A 21682-nucleotide genomic window follows, 5' to 3' on the forward strand; every position below is an offset into this window, starting at 1 on the left:
CCCTCCTCGTGGTATAGATGACACTGTTTTCACAAAGGTTGCGCAAACAGTCTCCGGATGATAAGCCTCTTGATATCTTCAGGCTATCAGAACAATTTTCTCGTTGTCAACAGCAGAGAGTCCCGGCAAAAACCGTGTCTTTTCCCCAATGATGCCCGCGAAAACCTTTCCCTCCCCCAGTCCGGATTCGCTCCCTGCCGCGGTTTCCGCCATTTTCGTCTCCGGCGGCATCCTGGCCGAACAACTGCCCGGCTACGAGGTTCGCAAAAGCCAGCTCGCCATGGCAACAGCCATTGCCGGGGTTCTTACGGCGGACACCTTCGAACGGACCGGTAAGGCGGAACTCCTGACCGTCGAAGCGGGAACCGGCACCGGCAAGACCCTTGCCTATCTGGTCCCGGCCATCCTCAGCGGTCGGAAGGTGGTGGTTTCCACCAACACCCTGAACCTGCAGGATCAGATCCTGCACAAGGAAATCCCCTTTATCAGGGAACATCTCGCCCCGGAACTCAACGCCATCTGCGTCAAGGGGAGGCAGAACTATCTCTGCCTCTACCGCTGGCGCCAGTTCACCAGCGCCCCGCAACTGCAGCTCTTCTCGGACGACGAAGAGGTGGCGCGCATCCAGGAGTGGCTCGACACCACGGAAAGCGGCGACAGAGCCGAGCTGTACTGGCTCGCCGACAGCTCTCCGCTCTGGGCCGCCATCAGCGCCACCACCAGCCAATGCCTCGGCAGCCACTGCCCGGACCTGGGCCAGTGCTTTGTCAGCCAGCTGCGCAAAAAAGCGGGCATGGCGCAACTGCTCATCGTCAACCACCACCTCTTTTTCTCCGATCTGGCCTTGCGCCGCTTCGGTCATGCCGAGGTGCTGCCCCGCTACGAATCGGTGATCTTTGACGAAGCCCACCATCTGGAGAGCGTGGCAACCCGCTACTTCGGCATGAGCTTCAGCCATTATCAGGTCATCGATCTGGTCAAGGATCTGGAGACCGCGGCCCAGGCGGATCTTATCGGCCGCGACCGGGAAGGGGTCGTCCAGACCGCCCGGGCCCTGGCCAAGCAGGTGGAACTCTTTGCCGACCTCTTCCCCAGGGAACGCGGCCGCTTTTCCCTCTTCGCCTTCACCGACTCCTTTCCCCACTGGCAGGAGGAAAAGCAACGGCTCCGCGACCAGATCACGGCCCTTTGCAACCAGCTGCAGAAGACGGCCATGGTGGCGGAGGCCTGGCAGGGCATGCTGCGACGGGCCGAGGAACTCCTCCTGAGCTTTGCCGGCATCACCGAAGCCCAGGATCTTGCCGCGGTTTACTGGTATGAACGGCGGGAAAAAACCGTCTCCCTCTCCGCCTCGCCAATCGACATCGCCAGCGACCTGCAGGAGTACCTTTACGGGCATTGCAGAAGCGTCATCTTCACCTCGGCCACCCTCACCACCGGCAACACCTTCACCTACTTCAACAACCGCCTCGGCCTGCCGGAGGAGACGCCGGGCCTCATCCTGGAAAGCCCCTTTGCCTATGAACGCCGCAGCCTGCTCTTTGTCCCGGCCGGCGATTTTCCGGAGCCGTCCAGCCGTACCTATCCCTCCGCCTCGCAGAAACTGATGCGAGACCTCGTCCTGGCGGCCAACGGCAGAACCCTGCTCCTTTTCACCAGCATCGGCGCCATGCGCGGCGCCCACGAATATCTGTCGGCCGAGTTGCCCTACCCTGTCCTCCTGCAGGGGGAAGCGCCCAAGGCAAAGCTGCTCGACCGGTTCCGCACCGAGACCCACTCCGTGCTCCTGGCCGTGGCCAGCTTCTGGGAGGGGGTGGATGTGCCCGGGGAATCGCTGAGCTGCGTGATCATCGACAAACTTCCATTTGAAGTCCCTTCAGACCCTGTTATTATGGCCCGCATGGAACGGATCAAAAGCGAGGGCGGCAATCCCTTTTTCGATTTTCAGGTGCCCCGGGCCATCCTCACCCTGCGCCAGGGGGTCGGCCGGCTCCTGCGCGCCACCTCCGACCGCGGGGTCCTCGCCATCTGCGACGTGCGTCTTTTCAGCAAACAGTATGGCCGCCTTTTCCTAAAAAGCCTGCCGCCCAGCCCTGTCTGTCGCGACCTTGCCAAGGTGCAGGCCTTTTTCCAGGAGGAACCATGAGCAACGCCGAAGTTCTTGCCGCCTTAAAGCAACGGGCCGCCGCCATTGACGCGGTCATGGAGGAGGATCTCGCCAGCGTGCGGAGCCCCTTGCTGAAAAAGGTGATCCGGCACGCCCTCTTCCAGGGCGGCAAACGGATCCGGCCCCTGCTCACCGTCCTGGCCGCCTCCCTGCGGGGCACACCGCCGGACGACACGGCCAGGCTCGCCATCTCCTTTGAATACCTGCATGCGGCCAGCCTCATCCACGACGACATCATCGATCATTCCGAACTCAGACGGGGGCAAAGGACGGCCAACATCCTCTGGGGAGATGGCCCGGCCATTCTTGCCGGCGACTTCCTCCATGCCCGGGCCATGGGACTCGCCAGCGAGATCGGCGGCAGACAGGGCATGGAGGTCATCGGCAGGGCGACCGCCGCCATGGTGGAGGCGGAGTTCCTCCAGATGCAGAACGCCCTGGAAAAAAGCCTCACCGAGGAAAACTACTTCCAGGTGCTCATGGGCAAAACCGCGGCCCTCATCGCCGCCGCCTGCGAGGCCGGGATCAGCCACGGCCTCGGCAGCCAGGAGGAATGCCGGGCACTTCGCAACTACGGCACCAACCTGGGTCTTGCCTTCCAGATTGTCGACGACCTGCTCGACTATCTGGGCGACCCGGCAAAAACCGGCAAGGCGGTTGGCAACGATTTCCAGGAAGGCAAGATGACCCTGCCGCTCATCCACGCCTTGGCCGCGGCAGCCCCGGAGGACCGGGACGTTCTGGCGGCCCTTTTGCACGTCAGCAGGGAAGAGCGCAACCGGCAACTGCCCCAGGCCAAGGCAATCATGGAAAAAAGCGGCTCCTTCCTTTACGCGGGGGAGAAAGCCAAGAACCTCATCGGGGAGGCGGTGGAGGGACTCGCCATTTTTCCGGACAGCCAGGCAAAGCTGACCCTGATCAGCCTTGCCCACTATGTGCTGACCAGGGAAAAATGACTCCGCCCCTGGCCAGGCAAAAGGGTAAACAGGCATGACGGCTCTCCGCGCGAAGAGAGGGAAAAAAGGAAAAAATAAAAAGGCCGGGCGCCGGAGCCTGAATCTGTTTCTCCTCTTTCTCCTTGCCGCAGCCACCATGACGGCCGGCTTCTTTTTCATCTTTCTCCATGATGGCGGAAAGACCCTGTCCGGCTCTCCGACCATCCTCAAAAAGCAGGCCAAAAAAACCATCCGGCCGCCGGCTTACGAGGAGCCGGCCACCTCTGCTCCCCCCGCGGCGCCGGGAACAGCGGGAAAAAAAACGTCCGGCCATCCCCCCCCCGGCAAGCCGCTTGTGGCCATCATCGTGGACGACATGGGCTATCAGCCGGGAATCGGCCGGGGGCTGCTGGCCCTTGACCTGCCGCTTTCCTTCGCCTTCCTGCCCTTCGCCCCCTTCAATCAGGAGCTGCTGACCACGGCCCACGCCAAGGGACGGGATATCCTTCTTCACCTTCCGCTGGAAGCCGCCGACCCAAAGTGGAACCCTGGCCCGGGCGCCCTGAGCACGGCCATGGATACCTACACCCTCAAAGCCTCCTTGCACAAGGACCTCAAAGCAGTACCCCAGGCCATCGGCATCAACAACCACATGGGCTCCCGCTTTACCGCCGATCCGGCCGCCATGCGCCGGCTGTTCGGCGCCATGCAGGATCTTGATCTCTTCTTTGTCGACAGCCTTACCTCACCCAAGAGCGCCGCCTATGGGCTTGCCGGCCAGATGGGGGTCAGGGCTGGCCGCCGCAACGTATTTCTCGACAATGAGCAGATCCCGGAAAAGATCATCAGCCAACTGGAGAGCCTGATCAGCTACGCGAAAAAACACGGGCAGGCCGTGGGCATCTGCCATCCGCATCCGGCGACCCTGGAGGCCCTGCGCCGCTTCCGGCCGCAATTGCTGAAGCAAACGGAGGTGGTCGGCATCCATCGCCTGGTTCATTAACAGGCCGGCAAAAGGCACGACGACCTTATTTTCCTGCTCGCCCTGCCTTTGAATCTCGATTACATTCAAACAGGTCATTCAGGGGAGACCGCCTCGGAGTTGGTCCCCCCTCTTCCCGGAGGTTACGGCCATGCATCTTGTCTCCTTAAACATCGGCATCCCCAAAACAGAGATTTTTCACGGCAGAGAGGTAATCACCGGCCTCTGCAAGCTCCCGGTGGCGGAAACACTTCGCCTGACCAAAACAGGCTTTGTCGGCGACGGAGTGCAGGACAGAAAACACCACGGCGGCGAAGACAAGGCGGTCTGCGTGTACAGCGCCGACCATTACCCGCATTGGGAAAAGGTTCTCGGCCAGAAGCTGCCCCCGGCCGCCTTTGGCGAAAACCTCACCGTTGCCGGACTCGACGAAGAGAACATTGGGATCGGCGATCGCTTTACACTCGGCACGGCGCAGCTCCAGGTAAGCCAGCCCCGTCAGCCCTGCAAGACCCTGGCCGCCCGCTACGGGAGAACCGACTTCGTCAAGCTCGTTGTCGATGCCGGATACACCGGCTTCTATTTCCGGGTGCTTGAGGAAGGAGAGGTCAAACCCGGAGATTTGCTGGTGGCGGAGGGACGGGACCACCACGGGGTTTCGGTTTCCCTTGCCAACCGGATCTACCACCATGACCGACAGAACAGGGCCGGCATCGAAAAAGTGCTGGCCGTGCCGGCTCTTTCCTCCTCCTGGCGGGAATCCTTTACCGAGCTTCTGAAAAAATGCCCCAACCCATGACCAGTGCCATCAACCGCGACCCATGCCGCCCATCATCACCCTGACCACCGATTTCGGCCTGCGGGATGAATACGTGGGGGTCGTGAAGGGGATCCTGGCCGCCCAGGCGCCGCAGGCCCGGGTGATCGACCTCTGCCATCAGGTGGCCCCGCAGGATGTCCGCCAGGCAGCTTTTCTCCTGCGGGCGGCAGTCCCCTACTTCCCGGCGGGCACCATCCACCTGGCCGTGGTCGATCCCGGGGTGGGTACCGAAAGAGAGCTGCTGATCCTGCAGGCCCAGGGCCAGTGCTTCCTGGCGCCTGACAACGGCTTGCTTGCGCCTTTTCTTGCCGATGACTCTTTTCAGGCCGCGTTCGTGATCGACTGTCCGCACCTTTACCAACAGCCGGTGAGCGACACCTTTCATGGCCGGGACATTCTGGCGCCTGTCGCCGCGGCCCTTGCCAACGGCAACACCCCGGCGGAACTAGGCAGGATGGCGCTTAAGGACGACCTTAAAAATCTTTCATCCCCGCAGTTGCAAATTGACTTGATTCATGGCAACATAGCGGGGTTTGTGATCCATATTGACCACTTCGGCAATCTGACCACCAATATCCGGCAGCGCGACCTTGCGGCATTTCCCGTCTGGCGTTCTGGATTGGAGATTGTGTGCCGAGGAAAGCGGATTGACGGTCTCGCCACAACGTACGGGTCATTCCCCGAGGGGAAATTATTGGCACTTCTGGGCAGCCGAGGCTATCTTGAGGTGGCGGTAAGTCGGGGAAATGCCGCAAAATTGCTTGGGGCAGCAATTGGCGACCCGATTCAGGTCCTTGTAAAACGGAAGGAGTAATTTTTCCGGTTTACAAACAGACCATCAAGTATTAAAGTTTTTCCTTAAACTCTGGTGAGGTTACACGGTTCATGCACGACCAACACATCGATGATATCGCGAAACTCCTCAAAACAATGTCGCATCCCATCCGCCTGAAGATTCTCTGCCTGCTGCAGGACCGCGAGATGACCGTGGGAGACATCCACAAGGAAGTGCATACCACCAATGCCAATGTCTCCCAGCATCTTTCCATCCTGCGCAACCAGGGCATCATTTCCTATCGCAAAGACGCCAACTTCATCTACAACCGGATTGCGGAAGGCAGGGTGACGGAACTGATCAAGACCATGCGCGAGCTTTTCTGCACGGTTTCCTGATCCGCTTCGTCTCGGATGCGGGCCGTTGGCAAGGCCTTTTTGCCGCGCAGTTTTCCGTGCCGTCCGGGGGGAGTCCACGGACGCATCCGCCACTGGCGTGTCATCTCCAGGCGTGTTGCCGTACCAGGCTGCACTTTCTGTTTCACCCTGTTGCCTCATTTCCCCAAATTGTCCCGGGGGAAGCGCGATTCCCCCGATCACCTTTTTTATTCATTTTTTTTTCACAAGGAGCGCTGCAAATGATTGTTACCGATTGGGTTCATGTTATTGCCGGCATCTTCATCCTCATCAGTCTGGCCCTGGGCACCTGGGTGCATCCCTACTGGTATTTTTTCACCGCCTTTGTCGGGGCCAACCTTTTCCAGTATGGCTTCAGCAAATTCTGTCCTCTGGCCATCATCCTCAAAAAGCTGGGCGTGCCGGAAAGCCGCACCGGCCAGGGCTGCTGCGGAAAATAAGAAGCAATTTCAAGAAAATACAATGGGGAGTCCGCCCATGGCTCCCCACTTTTTCTTCCCCCTGCCTTGACCTGGGCAACCATCTCGGTTAGCCTTGGGGCCTGGGAAATTTTCTTTTTCGGCACCCATTGGCGTCACCCGCAGACAGCGAAAGCTGCCCATGATGTTCGTCGCCAGGCAAAAACATTCCGTTATCCCGAGGCCCCGTGGCATTCCGCAACGTTCACGGGTCTGTCAACCATTGTCGCTCCGCCCCTTTCCCACCGCAGGAAACCCTTCATTTTCCGGGGCCGCGCCGTCTGTTTCAGGAGTACGCATGGATCTCTCTGTCTTCACCGCGAAATATCTGAAAAAAACCAACCCCCTGATCTTTAAGCGCATCGGCCGGGCCCAGGACATTGAGGAACTACGCGGCCAGCTCATCGATTTCACCTTCAGCGTGGAACAGCAGGCCGTGGAAGAAGCGAGCTGCGACGATGCCAGCCTGCTTGCCCGCATCCGCGATTGCGGCTTTTCCTTTCGCACCATTCTTAAAAAAGGCTCCGAGCAGGCGGCGGGCTTCAGCATCCTGCAGGCCCTCTGGGATATCGGCCACGACATCCCGCGGCCGGAACTGACCCCTGCCTTTTTTGCCGATCTCCTCTATATGCTGCTGGGCATGCAGGGGCAGAGCCCTCACAAGGCCCTGGACGCCATCCACCTCACCGCCGTGGGATCGCGCGGCAGAAAGGCGGCCATCAAGCGTTCCCGGCAGCTGGACAATCTCTGGGTCGAAGTGGACCGCCGCATGTCCGCTTACCCTTCAGGCCTTGAAGAGCCGGCGGTGCGGCGGCGCCAGGCGCGCAGGGAGAAGATCCTTGCGGTATTGGGCGGCAGCCTTGACGATTGGCACGACTGGCGCTGGCAGGTCAGGCACATTATCCGCGATCTTGCCAGCCTGGAAAAGCTGGTAAAACTAAGCGCCTCGCAGCGCAAAGCACTCAAGGCCGCCAAGGAAAACCGGCTTCCCTTCGGCATCACCCCCCACTATCTCTCCCTGATGGATGACGAGATCGGCAAACGGGACGCGGCCATCCGCGCCCAGGTACTGCCGCCCATGAGCTATGTGAAGGAGATCGCGGCGGTGGAGGATGTCTCCTGCCTCGATTTCATGGGCGAGGAGGACACCTCGCCCTTTGATCTCGTCACCAGGCGCTATCCGGCCATCTGCATTCTCAAGCCCTACAATACCTGCCCTCAGATCTGCGTATACTGCCAGCGCAACTGGGAAATCGACGACGTCATGGCCAGCGGCGCCTTTGCCGGCATGGACAGGATCGATGCCGCCATCCAGTGGATCCACGACCACCCTGCCATCCACGAGGTGCTGATCACCGGCGGCGATCCTCTGGCCATGGGCGACGAGGCCCTGGCCGCCATCCTGGCCAGGGTGGCGGAAATCCCCACGGTGGAACGGATCCGCATCGGCAGCCGAACCCTGGTCACCATGCCCATGCGGACCACGGAAGGGCTGGCCGACCTGATCAGCCGGTACCGGGATCCGGGCCGCCGGGAGGTGGCGATCATGACCCATGTCCAGCATCCCTACGAGGTGACGCCGGATACGGTGGCGGCGGTGGACAGGTTCCGCCTGCGCGGCATCCCGGTCTACAACCAGCTGGTCTACACCTATTACGCCTCGAAGCGCTTCGAGGCCACCGCCCTGCGCCGGCTTCTGCGCCTGATCGGCATCGACCCCTACTACACCTTCAACACCAAGGGCAAGGACGAAACCCTGGCCTACCGCACCCCCATCGCCCGGCTCCTCCAGGAACAGCAGGAAGAGGCCAGGCTGCTGCCGGGCCTGGCCCGGACCGACGAGGCGGTCTTCAATGTGCCCCGGCAGGGAAAAAGCTATTTGCGGGCCCGGGAGTACCGGAATTTCCTCTCCATTCTCCCGGACGGCGCCCGGGTCTATGAATTCCATTCCTGGGAAAAGAAGGTTTCCCAGGAAACCTCCACCTTCATCACCACGGACGTGCCGATCCTCCACTACCTGGAACGGTTGAGCAAGGACGGGGAAAGCGTTTCCGACTACGAGACCATCTGGTACTATTTTTGAAAAAAAGGGCCGGCAGCTCTTTGCAGAGCCCGGCCCGATGCATGTGCCCGAGAACAGAAAGCAGGGACTACGCGATCAGTTGCTCTGCGGAGCGATCTTGATCTCCACCCGGCGGTTTTTCTGTCGGCCCGCCTCGGTTTCATTGGTGGCGACGGGGCTTGATTCGCCAAGGGGGAGCACCTCCATCCTGGCGCCGTCCACCCCGCGCTGGATGATCAGATTTTTGACCGCCTCGGCCCGCCTCCGGGAAAGGTCCATATTGTACTCTTCGCTGCCGGCGCTGTCCGTGTGGCCCTCGATCCTGATCACGGTCTGGGGATACTGAACCAGCACCTGGGCGATTCGGTCCAGCTCGCCATGGAGGCCGGGCCTGACCACGGCGGAATTGGTGTCAAAGCCCACATCCCCCTTGAGCACCACGGAAAGCAGGTTCCCCTCCCGCCGGACCGCGGCCGCGTCGGAGGCGGCCAGGGCCTCGCGCATCTGCTGCTCCTGCTGATCCATCATCCTGCCGACTCCGGCTCCGGCCAGGCCACCGGCCGCGGCCCCTATGGCGGCGCCGATCAGGGTGCCCTTGGTGTCACGGCCGATCGCCTGTCCGAGCAGGGCGCCGGCCACGGCCCCGCCGGCGGCACCATAGGCGCCGCCGGTCTGGGTCTTGTTTTGCGGGGCGCACGCAGCGAGAAAAAGCATTCCTGCCAAACCGACAACAAACAACTGTTTCATGGTGTTCTCCTCCAAAAGAGTTAAGGGAATGGTCTCCGGATTCAATACCAAGACGCATCCGAGCCCGGGAAGTTCCCTATTTTGAGGTGAGGGGAAAATTTCGCTTTCTCATCCTATCGCAAAGTTCAACCTGAAAAAAAAAGGCCGTTCGGGCAGGCAAGAGAAAAAATGCTCTCAGGAGAGGGCGGCGGCTTTGCCTATGGCGGCGAGAACGGCCCGGCCCACCGGGATAAAATCTTTTTTCGCCCCGGCAGGATCGGCGGTGTGCGCCAGCCGGCCAAGAACCGCGACCTGACCCAGCTCGGCAATGGTTCGCATATTGTCGACGGCAAGAAGCTCCGATTCCACCGGACTGGCATCGGAAAAAACCACCCCGACAACCCTGAGCCGCCGCGCCCGCAGCGCCGAGATGCTCAACAGGGTATGGTTGATGGTGCCCAGACCGCTGCGGGCCACCAGCAGGGTGGGAATCGCAAGCTCCCCAAGCAGATCGATCAGGAGCAGATCCCGCCTGAGGGGCACCATGAGGCCGCCTACCCCCTCCACCACCAGCAGTTCATGGCGGCCAAGCATCTCCTCATAGTTGCTTCTCACCAGGGCGGCCTCGATGCGCTTTCCCTCCTGTTCCGCGGCAAGATGGGGAGAGGCGGCCAGGGAGAAATGGTAGGGAACCTGGCGTGCCACTTCCGCCGGGACAAGGGGCTGCCCCGCCACCCGCAGGCATTCGGCAAGATCGGCCGGCGGGAACTCCGGTCCGGTGGCCACCCATTTCTGATACCCGGCCTTGACGCCATCCTTCAGGAGAAAATCGAGGAGAAGCGCGCAGAAACGGGTCTTGCCCACGTTGGTATCCGTACCCGCCACAAAGATGGCGCTCATTTTCCCCCCTTCACGATAAAGGCCTGATAAGTGGCCGGATAGCCGTTGAAATGTTCCTGAAACCAGGCATCGAGCAGGCGCAGGCGGCCCCGGGTAAGGGTGGCCGGCAGTTGCTGCCCGCCGCCGGTTCCGGTCTTGCGGATATGATCAAGCAGGTCGAGCAGGGAGCCATACTGCCGGACCTTCTCCACCTCCTGCACCCGCGCCTCCTTCAGGCCCGAAGCCGCCATCGCCGCGATGGTCTCCCGGCCGGGAAAGCGGTGGGGCGGCAGCAGCACCGGCGCGGCAAAGCAATGACTCAACCCCCGGCTCAATTCATAAAAGGTCCTTGGCCCGAAGAGCGCCCCGAGGAAATGACCCTCGGGGGCCAGCAGGCGGCGGATCCCGGCAAAGGCGGCGTCGATGTCGTCGAACCACTGCATGGTGGAGTTGCTGCAGATGAGATCAAAGGAAGAGGCGCAGGCAGCGAGAAAGCGCTCGCCATCCTCGCAAAGAAAGGAGAGATTCCCGCGGCCGCCCAGCTTTTCCCTGGCCTGCCGGATCATATTTTCGGAAAAATCCAGGGCGATGATCTTTGCCGCCGGGTAGCGCCGGGCCAGCACCGCGGTGAAATTCCCGGTTCCGCACCCGATTTCGAGGATTCGCGCGGGCAAAACCGCCGGCGGCAATTCCCGGCCAAGCCGCATCGCCAGCTCCTGCTGCACATCGGCATGGGCATCATAGGTGGCGGCGGCCCGGGAGAAACGCTGCCTGATTCTCTTTTTCCGCGGATCAGTCACGGCCGGGAAACTCCTGGTCAAAAAAAAGGGCGTGGCCGGCATGGTCAAGAACCCGGCTCTCCGCTCCGGGAATCACCGCTCGCTCGGCAAGCGGCGCGATCACATCCCGCCGGCCATGCCAGCAGAACACCTGGCCGGACAGGGGCTTGACCGGCAGCCGCCAGGAGGCAAGATAATCAAGCCCCCGGGCGAGCAGGGCCGGCGCAATGGTTTCGAGCAGCTCCTCCTGCTGGTCGGCCAGAAAATGCCGGTATTCCGACCTGTAGCCCAGAAAACACTTGCGGTAGAAATCCCGCAAAAAGGCGTGGGGATCGCGTTGCAGTCCCGCCCGGATGGCGGCGATCTCCGCGGCAGGCCAGGAAGAGCGCAGGGCAAGAAGGGCGAGGGAGGCGACCCTCTCCGGAAAGCGATTGGCGAAATCCAATGCCAGATGCGCGCCAAGCGACCAGCCGACGAGGCGGACCAGGCCAATCTCCGCCTCTTGCAGAAAGAAGGCAAGATCGGAGACGGCGGTTGCCGCATCAAGAGGGGCGACCGGCGCAAGCCAGGGGAAATCCTTTCCGGCAAGGGAGAGAACGGCTCCGGAAAATGCCCAGCCGGGGAGAAAGACGGTCACCCCCCCCGGCAAACCATTGCCCACCGCCTGATATTTCCAGCTCTGCGTCATGGTTGCCCCGTTGCCCGGGCAGGGCAAAGAAAAAAGGCGCCGGGTTGCGCCGGCGCCACTGTCAACCATCCCCTTGCCATTGCCGCCTCAACTCCGAAAGGAATCCTGATGGGCAAGAAACCAGCGGTAGGTCTCTTCGACCCCCTGCCGCAGTGAGATTTTCGCCCGCCAGCCAAGCTCGCTCAATTTGGCGACATCGAGCAGTTTAAGGGGAGTGCCGTCGGGTTTGCTGGTGTCGTAAACAATCGTGCCGCCAAAGCCGACCACCTCTTTCACCAGTTCGGCCAGCTCCCCGATGGAGAGGTCCTCCCCCACCCCGACATTGACAATCTCCTCGTCATCGTAGCGCTGCATCAAAAAGAGCGCCGCCTCGGCAAGGTCGGCAACGTGCAGAAACTCGCGGCGGGGGGTGCCGCTGCCCCAGACAACCACCTCCTTCGCCCCGCTCTCCCTGGCCTCATGGAATTTACGGATCAGGGCCGGCAGCACATGGGAGTTGGCCAGATGAAAATTGTCGCCAGGGCCATAGAGATTGGTGGGCATGAGGGAAATGGCGTTGAACCCGTACTGGCGGCGGTACGCCTGGCAGAGCTTGATGCCGGCGATCTTGGCGATGGCATACCACTCGTTGGTGGGTTCGAGGGGTCCGGTGAGCAGACAGGCCTCGGGCATGGGCTGGGGGGCGAATTTGGGATAAATGCAGGAGGAGCCCAGAAAAAGAAGTTTGTCCACCCCGGCCCTGTAGGCGGCATCAATGACGTTGATCTCAATCTGCAGATTGTCCCGGATAAAATCAGCGGGATAGCTGCTGTTGGCCTGAATGCCGCCCACCCTGGCCGCGGCCAGAAAAACATGGGCCGGCCGCGCTTCCTGGAAAAAATCCCGCACTGCGGCCTGGCTGGTCAGGTCCAGTTCCGCGTGGGTCCGGGTGATGAGCCGCGAATACCCCTCCTGCCGGAGCTGCCGGACAATGGCCGCGCCGACCAGGCCGCGATGCCCGGCGATATATATCTTGTCGTCCTTATTCATGGTATTGATAGGTCTTAAAGCCTTCCTGTCTGCAAAGGGCGTCACGCCGCGCGGCAGCCAGATCCTCGCGCACCATTTCCGCCACCATTTTCATAAAGGGAATTTCCGGCACCCAGCCCAATTTTTCCCTGGCCTTGCCGGCATCGCCCAGGAGAGTTTCCACCTCGGTGGGCCGAAAGTACCTGGGATCGACCCGGATGATGGCGTCGCCCTTCTGCGGCGCCCTGCCCAAGGCGGCAGCGGGGAATCTCCCGGCATCCAGGGAATCGATGATTCCGACCCGCTCGACTCCCTCACCCTGCCACCTGAGGCCGATGCCCATCTCGGCAAAAGCATAGCCGCAGAAGTCCTGGACGGAATGCTGCTCGCCGGTGGCGATCACATAATCCTCCGGGGAATTCTGCTGCAGCATCAGCCATTGCATGCGGACATAATCCTTGGCATGCCCCCAGTCCCGTTTCGCATCGAGATTGCCGAGATACAGGCAATCCTGCAGGCCAAGAGCGATTCGGGCCGCGGCCCGGGTGATTTTCCGGGTGACAAAGGTTTCCCCCCGGATCGGGGATTCATGGTTGAAGAGGATGCCGTTGCAGGCATAGATCCCGTATGCCTCCCGGTAATTCACGCAGATCCAGTAGGAGTAGAGCTTGGCCACCGCATAGGGAGAACGCGGGTAAAACGGAGTGGTCTCCCGCTGCGGCGTCTCCTGCACCTTGCCGAACAGCTCCGAGGTGGAGGCCTGATAGAATCTGGTCTTTTCGCTGAGGCCCAGGATCCTGATCGCCTCAAGCAGGCGCAGGGTGCCCAGAGCGTCGGCGTTGGCCGTGTACTCCGGCGTTTCAAAGGAAACCGCCACATGACTCTGGGCGGCGAGATTGTAAAGCTCATCGGGCTGCACCTGCTGAATGATCCGGATCAGATTGGTGGAGTCGGTCAGGTCTCCGTAGTGGAGAATGAACTTGCGCCCAGTCTTGTGGGGATCCTCGTAGAGATGGTCGACACGGTCGGTATTGAAGGACGAGGCGCGCCGCTTGATGCCGTGCACCTCGTAGCCTTTGTCCAGGAGAAACTCCGCCAGATAGGCGCCGTCCTGACCGGTCACCCCGGTAATCAATGCTTTTTTCTTCACTTCTTCTCCTCGGTGGGGTTCATCCGCGTTTCCAAACGGCCGGAACCGTCGCGGACCGCGACGCGCGGGCAGGGTTGGGGGCAAAACATACGTTCCCGGGCCAGGCCCAACGCCTGAACGTCTTTGCGTTAATCGTATTTTCTGATCTTCATTTACTCGACAGTCACGCTTTTCGCCAGATTCCTAGGCTGATCCACGTCGCACCCGCGCAGGGTGGCGATTTCATAGGCAAGAAGCTGCAGCGGCAGGACGAAGAGGATGGGATTCAGATCCTCGTGGCTCCTGGGCAGAAAAATCACCTCTTCGGCAATGCGCTGGCAATTCCTGTCTCCCGTATTGGCCAGCAGGATGATCCTGCCGTTTCTGGCCTTGACCTCTTCCACGTTGGAAATGACCTTCTCGTAGACGCTGTCCTGGGGGGCCAGGGCCAGAACCGGCATCTCGCGGTCGATGAGCGCGATGGGGCCGTGCTTGAGCTCGCCGGCCGCATAGCCTTCCGCGTGGATATAGGAAATTTCCTTGAGCTTCAGGGCGCCTTCCAGGGCGATGGGGAAATTGCAGCCCCGGCCCAGGTAAAGGAAATCCCGGCTGCGGGCAAAGAGATCGGCAATGCGGGTCGCCTCTTCCTGCAGGCGGGGAAGTTCCTGGGTAAGCAGGGCTGGCAGCTCGACCAGCGCCTTGCCCAGGGCCTTGCGCTCCTTGGCGGGAATGGTTTTCCTCAGCTCTCCCAGATAGAGGGTGAAGAGGAGAAAGGCGGTGAGTTGACAGGTGAACGCCTTGGTCGAGGCCACCCCGATCTCGGGCCCGGCATGGGTATAGATGGTGCCGTGCGACTCCCGGGTGATGGTGCTGCCCAGGACATTACAGATGGAAATGACCCTGGCCCCCATCTTCTTGGCCAGCCTGAGTCCGGCCAGGGTATCCGCCGTTTCCCCGGACTGGGAGATGGGCACCACCAGCACGGTTTCGTCGAGGAGCAGGCGGCGGTAGCGGAATTCCGAAGCGATGTCAACCTCCACCGGAATGCCCACCCATTTCTCCAGCCAGTATTTCGCCACCAGGGCGGCGTGCCAGGAAGTGCCGCAGGCAACCAGGGAAATCCGGCTGATCTTTTTCAGTTCCGCGGCGCTCAAGGTGATTTCCGGCAGGCTCACCTTGCCGGTGGCCGGATCGAGGCGGCCCCGGAAGGTGTTGAGGATGGCCTGGGGCTGCTCAAAGATCTCCTTGAGCATGAAATGCTTGTAACCGGCCTTCTCGGCCATGGCCGCGTTCCACTCGATGCGCTGGACCTCCTTTTTCACCTTGCGGCCGCCGGCAATGGACATGACCTGCCAGTCTCCCTGCCTGAGGACCGCCATCTCCTGATCCTCAAGGAAGACAACCTGATTGGTGTAAGGCAGCAGGGCGGGAATATCCGAGGCCATCAGGCAGCCAACCCCATCCTGGATACCCAGAACCAACGGGCTCTGGTTCCTGGCCGCCACCAGCATGTCGGGAGCGCCGGCCCAGAGGACGCCGATGGCATAGGAGCCCTGCACCTTTTTCAGGGCCCGGCGCACCGCCGCCACCAGATCGTCGGCCAGCTCTTCCTCAATGAGATGGGCGAGCACTTCGGTGTCGGTTTCGGAACGAAAAACATGCCCGCGGTCTTTCAGTTCCTCGCGCAGGGGGTGATAATTCTCGATGATGCCGTTGTGGACCACGACCAGCTTGCCGCTGCAATCACTGTGCGGGTGGGCGTTTGCCTCCGAAGGCGCTCCATGCGTTGCCCAGCGCGTGTGGCCAAGACCGATGTGGCTGTCAAGGTTGCGCACCGTATCGAGGCGCTCCTCAAGATGGACGAGTTTTCCCTCGGCCCGGTATTTTTCCAGCTTGCCCTTGTGCACGTATACCAGGCCTGCCGAATCATAGCCGCGGTACTCAAGGCGTTTCAATCCTTCCAGGATAATGGGCACAACGTTTCTCTGGCCGACATAACCGACGATTCCGCACATAGTGATCTCCTCGTTACAAGCGCGTTCCCTGAAACCACGTCCGGGCAAGGGGCAACGCCGCAAAAAAATCTCCCGCCTCAGCAATGGACCGATGATCAGATGAGAATAAGAGAAAAACGACCGGCTGCGCACTCACAGGGCAAAGCCCTGCCTGGATCTCGCCACCACGCCGGGGAGTACCTCCAGCAGCCGCGTCACTTCCGCCTCGGTGCTGTGCCGGCTGAGACTGATCCGCAGGGTGCCGTGCAGAAACTCTTCCGGCAGCCCCATGGCCCGCAACACATGCGAGGGGTCCAGGTCGCCGCTCTGACAGGCGGCATGGGCCGAGACCGCGATCCCCAAAGAATCAAGATCCTGGATCAGACCGGCGGAGGAAGCGTGCCTGAAGCTCACATTCAGGGTATTGACCAGCCTGGGCAGCCCGCCCCCGTTGATACGGACCTCCGGGATCGCCGTCATTATTCCGGACTCGAGAAGATCGCGCAACCGGGCCACCTGGCGCAGATCGGCCTCCCGCAAGGAGAGCGCCCGCTCGCAGGCCTTGCCGAAGCCGACAATGCCGGCGACATTTTCCGTACCCGCCCTCCGGCCGTCCTCCTGGCCCGCCCCCATGACCAAGGGGGTGAAAGGCGCGGTCCTTCGCACGTAAAGGGCGCCGACGCCCTTGGGGCCATGCAGCTTGTGGCCGGCCAGGCTGAGATAGTCAACGCCCCACGCCTCCACCGGCAACTCGGCCTTGCCGGCCAGCTGAATGGCGTCGCAGTGGAAGAGCACCCCCTTTTCCTTGCAGATCGCGGCGATCTCGGCAATGGGCCAGATGACGCCTGTTTCGTTGTTGGCCCCCATCAGGGTGACCAGGGCGGTGTCCGGACGGATCGCTTTTTTGAGATCGGCAAGAGCAAGACCGCCATCCTGGTCCACCGGCAGCAGCTCGACCTCATAGCCCTGGCCGACGAGAAACTCCAGGGGCACCAGCACCGAACCATGCTCCACCCGGGAGGAAATGATGTGTTTTTTCCCTGGCGCGGCGCGGACCGCACTCATGATCGCGGTATTGTTCCCCTCGCTGCCGCCGCTGTTGAAGACGAGCCTGCCGGGATGGCAGCCAAGGAGCGCGGCCACCTGTTCCCTGGCCGCGTTCACCCCTTGCCGGGCCGCTTCCCCGAAGCGATGGCCGCTGGCCGGGTTGCCGAAATGTTCGGCAAGATAGGGAGCCATGGCCTCCCGTACCGCCGGATCGACGGGGGTTGTCGCGTTGTTGTCAAAATAGATGGTCTGCATAAGCTAGATCAGGAGCATCCTGTCGAGAGAGAGTTTGGCCTCCGCCGCCACCTCGGCCGGCACGGTGATACGGTTGACCACCTTTCTCGCCACCAGATTGTCAAGAACCCAGAGCAGGTAACCCGGCTTGATGCGGTACATGGTGGAACAGAGGCACTGAAAGGGGGAAAGCGAGTGGATCTCGCGGTCCGGATAAAGCCGTTTCAGGCGGTTCACCAGATTCACCTCGGTGCCGATGGCCCACTTGCTGCCGGGGGGCGAGTCGCCGACCGCCTTGATGATCGCCTCGGTGGAACCATAAAGATCGGCCTGACTCACCACCTCGTGCCTGCACTCGGGATGGACGATGATGCGCACCTGCGGATCCTTTTCCCGCCAATGGCTGACATGCTTGGCCTGAAACTGCATATGCACGGTGCAGTAGCCGTTCCAGAGAATGACCTTGGCTTTCCGTAACTGGGCCGGGGTATTGCCGCCCAGAGGTTTCGCGCGATCCCAGAGGACAACCTCATCGTCCGGGATGCCGAGAGCGCTTGCGGAATTACGGCCCAGATGCTCGTCGGGGAAAAAGAAAACCTTCTCCCCCTGCGCGAGGGCCCAGGTCAGGACCCGCTCGGCATTGGAAGAGGTGCAGACCGAGCCGCCCAGCCTGCCGACAAAGGCCTTGAGCAGGGCGGAGGAATTCACATAGGTTACCGGGATAATACGCCCGCTGACAACTCCGGCCAGATCCTGCCAGGCCCATTCCACTTCCTCGCGGCTGGCCATGTCCGCCATGGGGCAGCCGGCGCGGAGGTCGGGCAGGATCACCACCTGATCCGGCGAAGTAAGGATATCGGCGGATTCCGCCATGAAATGAACGCCGCAAAAGACGATGTACTTCTTGTCCGTGGCCTGCGCGGCGTTGCGGGCGAGCTTCAGCGAGTCCCCGGTGAGGTCGGCGAACCGGAAGATCGCCTCCTGCTGGTAGTGATGCCCCAAAATCAAAAGATTGCCGCCCAGCTCTTTCTTGCGGGCGGCAATCTTTTGGCTCAATATCTCTTCTTTTTCCTGCAGGTATTCAGAGCCGAGCTCAACCTGCTGCAACGCTGTCATCTTCTCTCTTTCGCACTCCGGGAGTCACACAAAATCAAAACAGAACGCAAAGGGGCAGGGACGCCACGGGAAGAGGACTCTGTTCGGTTTCCCCATCCTCCTTGCGTCACCGCGCCTCTGCGTTTCTCTTCATTATTTCACCAGCCGCACCCAGGTGGCGGTAGGGCCCTTGTCGCCCTCGCCTTCGCCAAAGCGCACCTCATCGCCCTCGGCAAGCTGCTCCATGCCCACATCCTTCAAGGCGTTCTCATGGAAATAGACTTCCTGCCCGCCCATGGTGGCGATGAAGCCATAAGACTCGAAGGGGAACAGCTTTTTAATGGTGCCGCTCATCGGCCCGGCCGCCGCACCCTCCGGCTCCTTGCCGGTCTGCCGCCGCTTGCGCTGCAGCTCCTTCAGCTGGAGACCCAGGGTGTCGAAGGCCTCGACCAGCAGGGGACGCACCGTCTCCCCCTTTCTTTTCACCACCACGGTGTCGTTGGGAACGGAAGCCACCAGGCGAACCTCATGGCCGCCCTCCTTATGCTGGGAGGTCTCCTCAATGGAGACGCGCAGATGATGAACAAGTCCCGGATGATGACGATCAAGGCGCACCTTTTCCTCTTCGATCTTCTCCTGCCATGCCTTGCGAATTTCCAGGTTGCGTCCTTCAACTTGAAGTTCCATATATATCCTCCATCAAAGTAATTAAATCGCTGCCGCTCCGGGCAGCATCCTGGAGATCTTTCACCTTTATTTTACCATAGTCGCCGGCGGAAAAATCATGCTTTCTTTCAAAAAAAAGCCGTGCCAGACCGCCGCGATAAAACAAAGAGTTACAGAAACAGGCGCTGAAAATGTCCCCTCAACCGCCTTTTTTGTGAAGATACCCACTCTTCCCCGGCCTTGCAAGAAAAAGGGGGGTCAGCCGCCGGCAAACCGCTCCCGTACCGCATCGATGCGCCGCAGCGATTCCCGCACCCTTGTCGAGGGAATCCGGGCGCCCATCGCCTGCGCCAGACACGCATGGGCGGCCCTGATCTTGTCGTGGTCGTGACAGATCAGCAGCAGATCCGCGCCGGCCAGAAAGGCGAGAAGAGCGGCGTCGGCCACGGTTCCCTCCTTCTCGATGGCGCCCATTTCGAGATCATCGGTGATCACCAGTCCGGAATAGCCGAGCCGGTCCCGAAGAAGACCGCCCAGGATCGCAGCGGAGAGCGTGGCCGGACTTGCCCTGTCCAGATGGGGATAAACGGTGTGCGAGGTCATGACCGCCGCCACCTCCGCGGAAATCGCCGCCTGAAAGGGCAGGAGATCGCAGGACTCCATTTCGGCGCAGGAACGGTCCACCACCGGCCGAACCTCATGGGGATCGAGGGAGACCGAACCCAAGCCCGGAAAATGCTTGGCGCAGGCGGCGAGACCATGCCCCTGCATCTCGCCGATGACCAGGGCCCCGAGCCGGGCCACCCTCACGGGATCCTCCCCCAGGGAGCGCCGCTCCATGACAAGGTTTCGGCCGGCCGGGCAAACGTCGAGCACCGGGGCCAGATTCATGTTCACCCCGAGGGCCAGCAGCTCCCGGGCGCAGACACGGGCGTAATCGGCAAGCTTTTCCTCGGCGTCCTCGCTCTCCGCAAGCTCCCGCGCATCGGGAAACTCGGTGAAAAACGGCGCCCTGAGCCTGGCCACGCTGCCCCCCTCCTGATCGATGGAGATGAGCGGAGAGGGCAGGCCGGCCCCATGGCAGGCAGCGACCAGATCGCCGCAGAGATTGCCGAGCTGGACAGGGTCAACCACGTTTCTTTTAAAAAGGATGAAACTGCTGATCCCGTATGCATCGATAAGCTCGCGGGTCGAATCGTCGAGCCTGGCGCCGGGCAGGCCCACCATGAAGAGACCGCCCAATTCATTTTTCATTTTCCACTCTCCACTTTGTTTTTCCCTTGATACGCCACCGGATCCGCGAGCCCCGCCTCGGCAAAGCCCTTCAAGCGCAACCTGCAGCTGTCGCATTCCCCGCAGGCCCTGCCCTGTTCGTCCGGATCGTAGCAGCTGTGGGTAAGGCCGTAATCAACGCCGAGAGCCACCCCCTTCTCGATGATCTCCTTCTTGTTCAGCGCAAGAAGCGGAGCATGGACACGAAAGGGATTGCCGCCCTCCAGACCGGCCCGGGTGCCCAGGTTGGCGACCTGCTCGAAGGCATGGAGAAACTCGGGCCGGCAGTCGGGGTAGCCGCTGTAATCCATGACGTTTGCGCCGATGAAGATGTCGGCCGCACCCAGCACCTCGGCCCAGGCCACGGCATAGGAGAGGAAAATGGTGTTGCGCGCCGGCACATAGGTGACCGGAACGCTGCTTGCCATCTCGTCGATGTCGCGGCCCTTGGGCACGGCCAGTTCCGAGGTGAGCGCCGAGCCGCCAATGGCGTCAAGATCAAGACGCAGCACCAGATGCCGCTTTACCCCCCAGCGGGCCACGTTGGCCCTGGCCCGCTCCAGTTCGATCCGCTGGCGCTGGCCGTAAGCAAAACTCAGGCAACAACATTCATAGCCCTCCTGCCGGGCAATGGCCAGGACGGTGGCGGAATCAAGGCCACCGCTCAACAGGATCACGGCTTTTGCTTTATCCTTTCCCATACGATTCCTGATCCTCTGAAGATTTCTTCCGCCGTCGTTTTTTACTCTAACCGCGACAGCCGATACCGCGCAAGCTGCATCCATCGGGCCTCTCTCCGCTCAGAGACGCACGGGCAGCCCCCTGACGACACGGATCTCTTCCGGGCCGACCTGGGCCTGGTAGGCAAGCACCTCCACGCCCGAGGCGGCCGCCTGCCGCAGGGTTTGGGCATAGTGGGGATCGATCCGCGCAGCCGGACTGAAGGATGAGACATCCTCCCGCTGCACGCAGAAAAACACGCAGGCGCGGTGCCCCTGCCGCCGCAGGGCGACCAGCTCCCCGAGGTGCCTGCTGCCCCGCACGGTAACCGCATCGGGGAACAGGGCAACCCCGGCCTCCGCCAGGGTGCAGTTCTTCACCTCCACATAGATTTTCTCCTGGCCGCGGACAAGGAGAAAATCAAGACGGCTTTCCGGCGAGACCTTCACCTCCGGCCTGATCGTTTCGATCCCGGCAAGTTCCGCCACCACGCCGTTGGCGATGGCCTCGCCCACCAGCCTGTTGCTCAGCGAGGTGTTTATCCCCACCCAGGCCCCGCCCACCCTGATCATCTCCAGGGTGTGGCCGTATTTGCGCTTGACGTTTTCCGCCCGCGAGACAAACACCGGGCTGCCCGGCGCCAGGCAGCCCAGCATGCTGCCGGAGTTGGGACAATGCACGGTGAGCAGACTGCCGTCCGCCAGCTCCACGTCGGCGAGAAAACGCTTGTACCGACGGACAAGCCGCCCGGCGAGCAAGGATTGCGAAAATCTCATTTTTTGAACCAGAAAACCTTTTCCCGGGTATAATGAAAACGATTGTCTCGACAA

At 61.4% G+C, this 21682-nt stretch carries 21 protein-coding genes; 8 read left to right on the forward strand and 13 right to left on the reverse strand.

Annotated features, from left to right (window positions below; translation table 11 throughout):
- Positions 1-148: 148 nt before the first annotated feature.
- From ACUUL3_RS12055 to ACUUL3_RS12090, 8 genes are all read left to right on the forward strand, one after another.
- Complete coding sequence (locus ACUUL3_RS12055; RefSeq protein ID WP_448551683.1) at positions 149-2146, forward strand: ATP-dependent DNA helicase; 1998 nt, start codon at positions 149-151, stop codon at positions 2144-2146.
- A complete protein-coding gene (locus ACUUL3_RS12060; RefSeq protein ID WP_448551685.1) occupies positions 2143-3123 on the forward strand; it encodes a polyprenyl synthetase family protein in 981 nt (326 codons plus the stop codon). Before ACUUL3_RS12055 ends, ACUUL3_RS12060 begins: the two co-directional genes overlap by 4 nt.
- Before the next feature lie 34 nt (positions 3124-3157).
- Positions 3158-4105, forward strand: a complete 948-nt coding sequence (locus ACUUL3_RS12065; protein ID WP_448551687.1) for a divergent polysaccharide deacetylase family protein — start codon at positions 3158-3160, stop codon at positions 4103-4105.
- A 130-nt stretch (positions 4106-4235) separates the two neighbouring features.
- Positions 4236-4883, forward strand: coding sequence for an MOSC domain-containing protein (locus tag ACUUL3_RS12070; protein ID WP_448551689.1), 648 nt, complete (start codon positions 4236-4238; stop codon positions 4881-4883).
- 22 nt (positions 4884-4905) lie between these two features.
- A complete protein-coding gene (locus ACUUL3_RS12075; RefSeq protein ID WP_448551691.1) occupies positions 4906-5718 on the forward strand; it encodes an SAM hydrolase/SAM-dependent halogenase family protein in 813 nt (270 codons plus the stop codon).
- 71 nt (positions 5719-5789) lie between these two features.
- The gene (locus ACUUL3_RS12080) at positions 5790-6077 is read left to right on the forward strand and encodes an ArsR/SmtB family transcription factor (protein WP_448551693.1); all 288 of its coding nucleotides are present in this window, start codon (positions 5790-5792) and stop codon (positions 6075-6077) included.
- Positions 6078-6316: 239 nt separating this feature from the next.
- Positions 6317-6535 carry a YgaP family membrane protein gene (locus ACUUL3_RS12085; protein ID WP_448551694.1) on the forward strand — a complete coding sequence of 73 codons (219 nt, stop codon included), beginning with the start codon at positions 6317-6319 and terminating at the stop codon, positions 6533-6535.
- A 316-nt stretch (positions 6536-6851) separates the two neighbouring features.
- Positions 6852-8636 (forward strand): KamA family radical SAM protein, encoded by a 1785-nt coding sequence (locus tag ACUUL3_RS12090; RefSeq protein WP_448551696.1) that lies wholly within the window; start codon positions 6852-6854, stop codon positions 8634-8636.
- Positions 8637-8711: 75 nt separating this feature from the next.
- Here ACUUL3_RS12090 and ACUUL3_RS12095 read toward each other — a convergent pair whose 3' ends face one another.
- The 13 genes from ACUUL3_RS12095 to sfsA all read right to left on the reverse strand — a co-directional run bounded on the left by ACUUL3_RS12095 (position 8712) and on the right by sfsA (position 21628).
- Entirely contained in the window at positions 8712-9362 is a 651-nt protein-coding gene (locus tag ACUUL3_RS12095) for an OmpA family protein (RefSeq protein ID WP_448551698.1), read from the reverse strand.
- A gap of 174 nt (positions 9363-9536) precedes the next feature.
- Positions 9537-10241, reverse strand: coding sequence for a dethiobiotin synthase (gene bioD, locus ACUUL3_RS12100; RefSeq protein ID WP_448551700.1), 705 nt, complete (start codon positions 10239-10241; stop codon positions 9537-9539).
- On the reverse strand, positions 10238-11020 hold the full coding sequence (locus tag ACUUL3_RS12105) for a methyltransferase domain-containing protein (RefSeq protein ID WP_448551702.1): 783 nt from the start codon (positions 11018-11020) through the stop codon (positions 10238-10240). Before ACUUL3_RS12105 ends, bioD begins: the two co-directional genes overlap by 4 nt.
- Positions 11013-11687: an alpha/beta fold hydrolase gene (locus ACUUL3_RS12110; RefSeq protein WP_448551704.1), complete on the reverse strand. Its 675-nt coding sequence runs from the start codon at positions 11685-11687 to the stop codon at positions 11013-11015. Before ACUUL3_RS12110 ends, ACUUL3_RS12105 begins: the two co-directional genes overlap by 8 nt.
- Before the next feature lie 87 nt (positions 11688-11774).
- Complete coding sequence (gene fcl / locus ACUUL3_RS12115) at positions 11775-12716, reverse strand: GDP-L-fucose synthase (protein ID WP_448551706.1); 942 nt, start codon at positions 12714-12716, stop codon at positions 11775-11777.
- A complete protein-coding gene (gmd, locus tag ACUUL3_RS12120) occupies positions 12709-13845 on the reverse strand; it encodes a GDP-mannose 4,6-dehydratase (RefSeq protein WP_448551708.1) in 1137 nt (378 codons plus the stop codon). The genes fcl and gmd overlap by 8 nt, the downstream gene beginning before the upstream one ends.
- 152 nt (positions 13846-13997) lie before the next feature.
- A complete protein-coding gene (glmS, locus tag ACUUL3_RS12125) occupies positions 13998-15839 on the reverse strand; it encodes a glutamine--fructose-6-phosphate transaminase (isomerizing) (RefSeq protein ID WP_448551710.1) in 1842 nt (613 codons plus the stop codon).
- A 132-nt stretch (positions 15840-15971) separates the two neighbouring features.
- Positions 15972-17120: a cysteine desulfurase family protein gene (locus ACUUL3_RS12130; protein WP_448551712.1), complete on the reverse strand. Its 1149-nt coding sequence runs from the start codon at positions 17118-17120 to the stop codon at positions 15972-15974.
- Between the two features lie 3 nt (positions 17121-17123).
- Positions 17124-18215: a quinolinate synthase NadA gene (nadA, locus tag ACUUL3_RS12135; RefSeq protein ID WP_448551714.1), complete on the reverse strand. Its 1092-nt coding sequence runs from the start codon at positions 18213-18215 to the stop codon at positions 17124-17126.
- Positions 18216-18347: 132 nt separating this feature from the next.
- Complete coding sequence (locus tag ACUUL3_RS12140; protein WP_448551716.1) at positions 18348-18881, reverse strand: cold shock domain-containing protein; 534 nt, start codon at positions 18879-18881, stop codon at positions 18348-18350.
- A 237-nt stretch (positions 18882-19118) separates the two neighbouring features.
- Positions 19119-20114, reverse strand: coding sequence for a beta-N-acetylhexosaminidase (nagZ, locus tag ACUUL3_RS12145; RefSeq protein WP_448551718.1), 996 nt, complete (start codon positions 20112-20114; stop codon positions 19119-19121).
- Positions 20111-20833, reverse strand: a complete 723-nt coding sequence (gene queC / locus ACUUL3_RS12150) for a 7-cyano-7-deazaguanine synthase QueC (RefSeq protein WP_448551720.1) — start codon at positions 20831-20833, stop codon at positions 20111-20113. The genes nagZ and queC overlap by 4 nt, the downstream gene beginning before the upstream one ends.
- 99 nt (positions 20834-20932) lie before the next feature.
- Entirely contained in the window at positions 20933-21628 is a 696-nt protein-coding gene (sfsA, locus tag ACUUL3_RS12155) for a DNA/RNA nuclease SfsA (RefSeq protein ID WP_448551721.1), read from the reverse strand.
- Between the last annotated feature and the right edge of the window lie 54 nt (positions 21629-21682).

This window comes from Thiovibrio sp. JS02 (assembly GCF_053485635.1).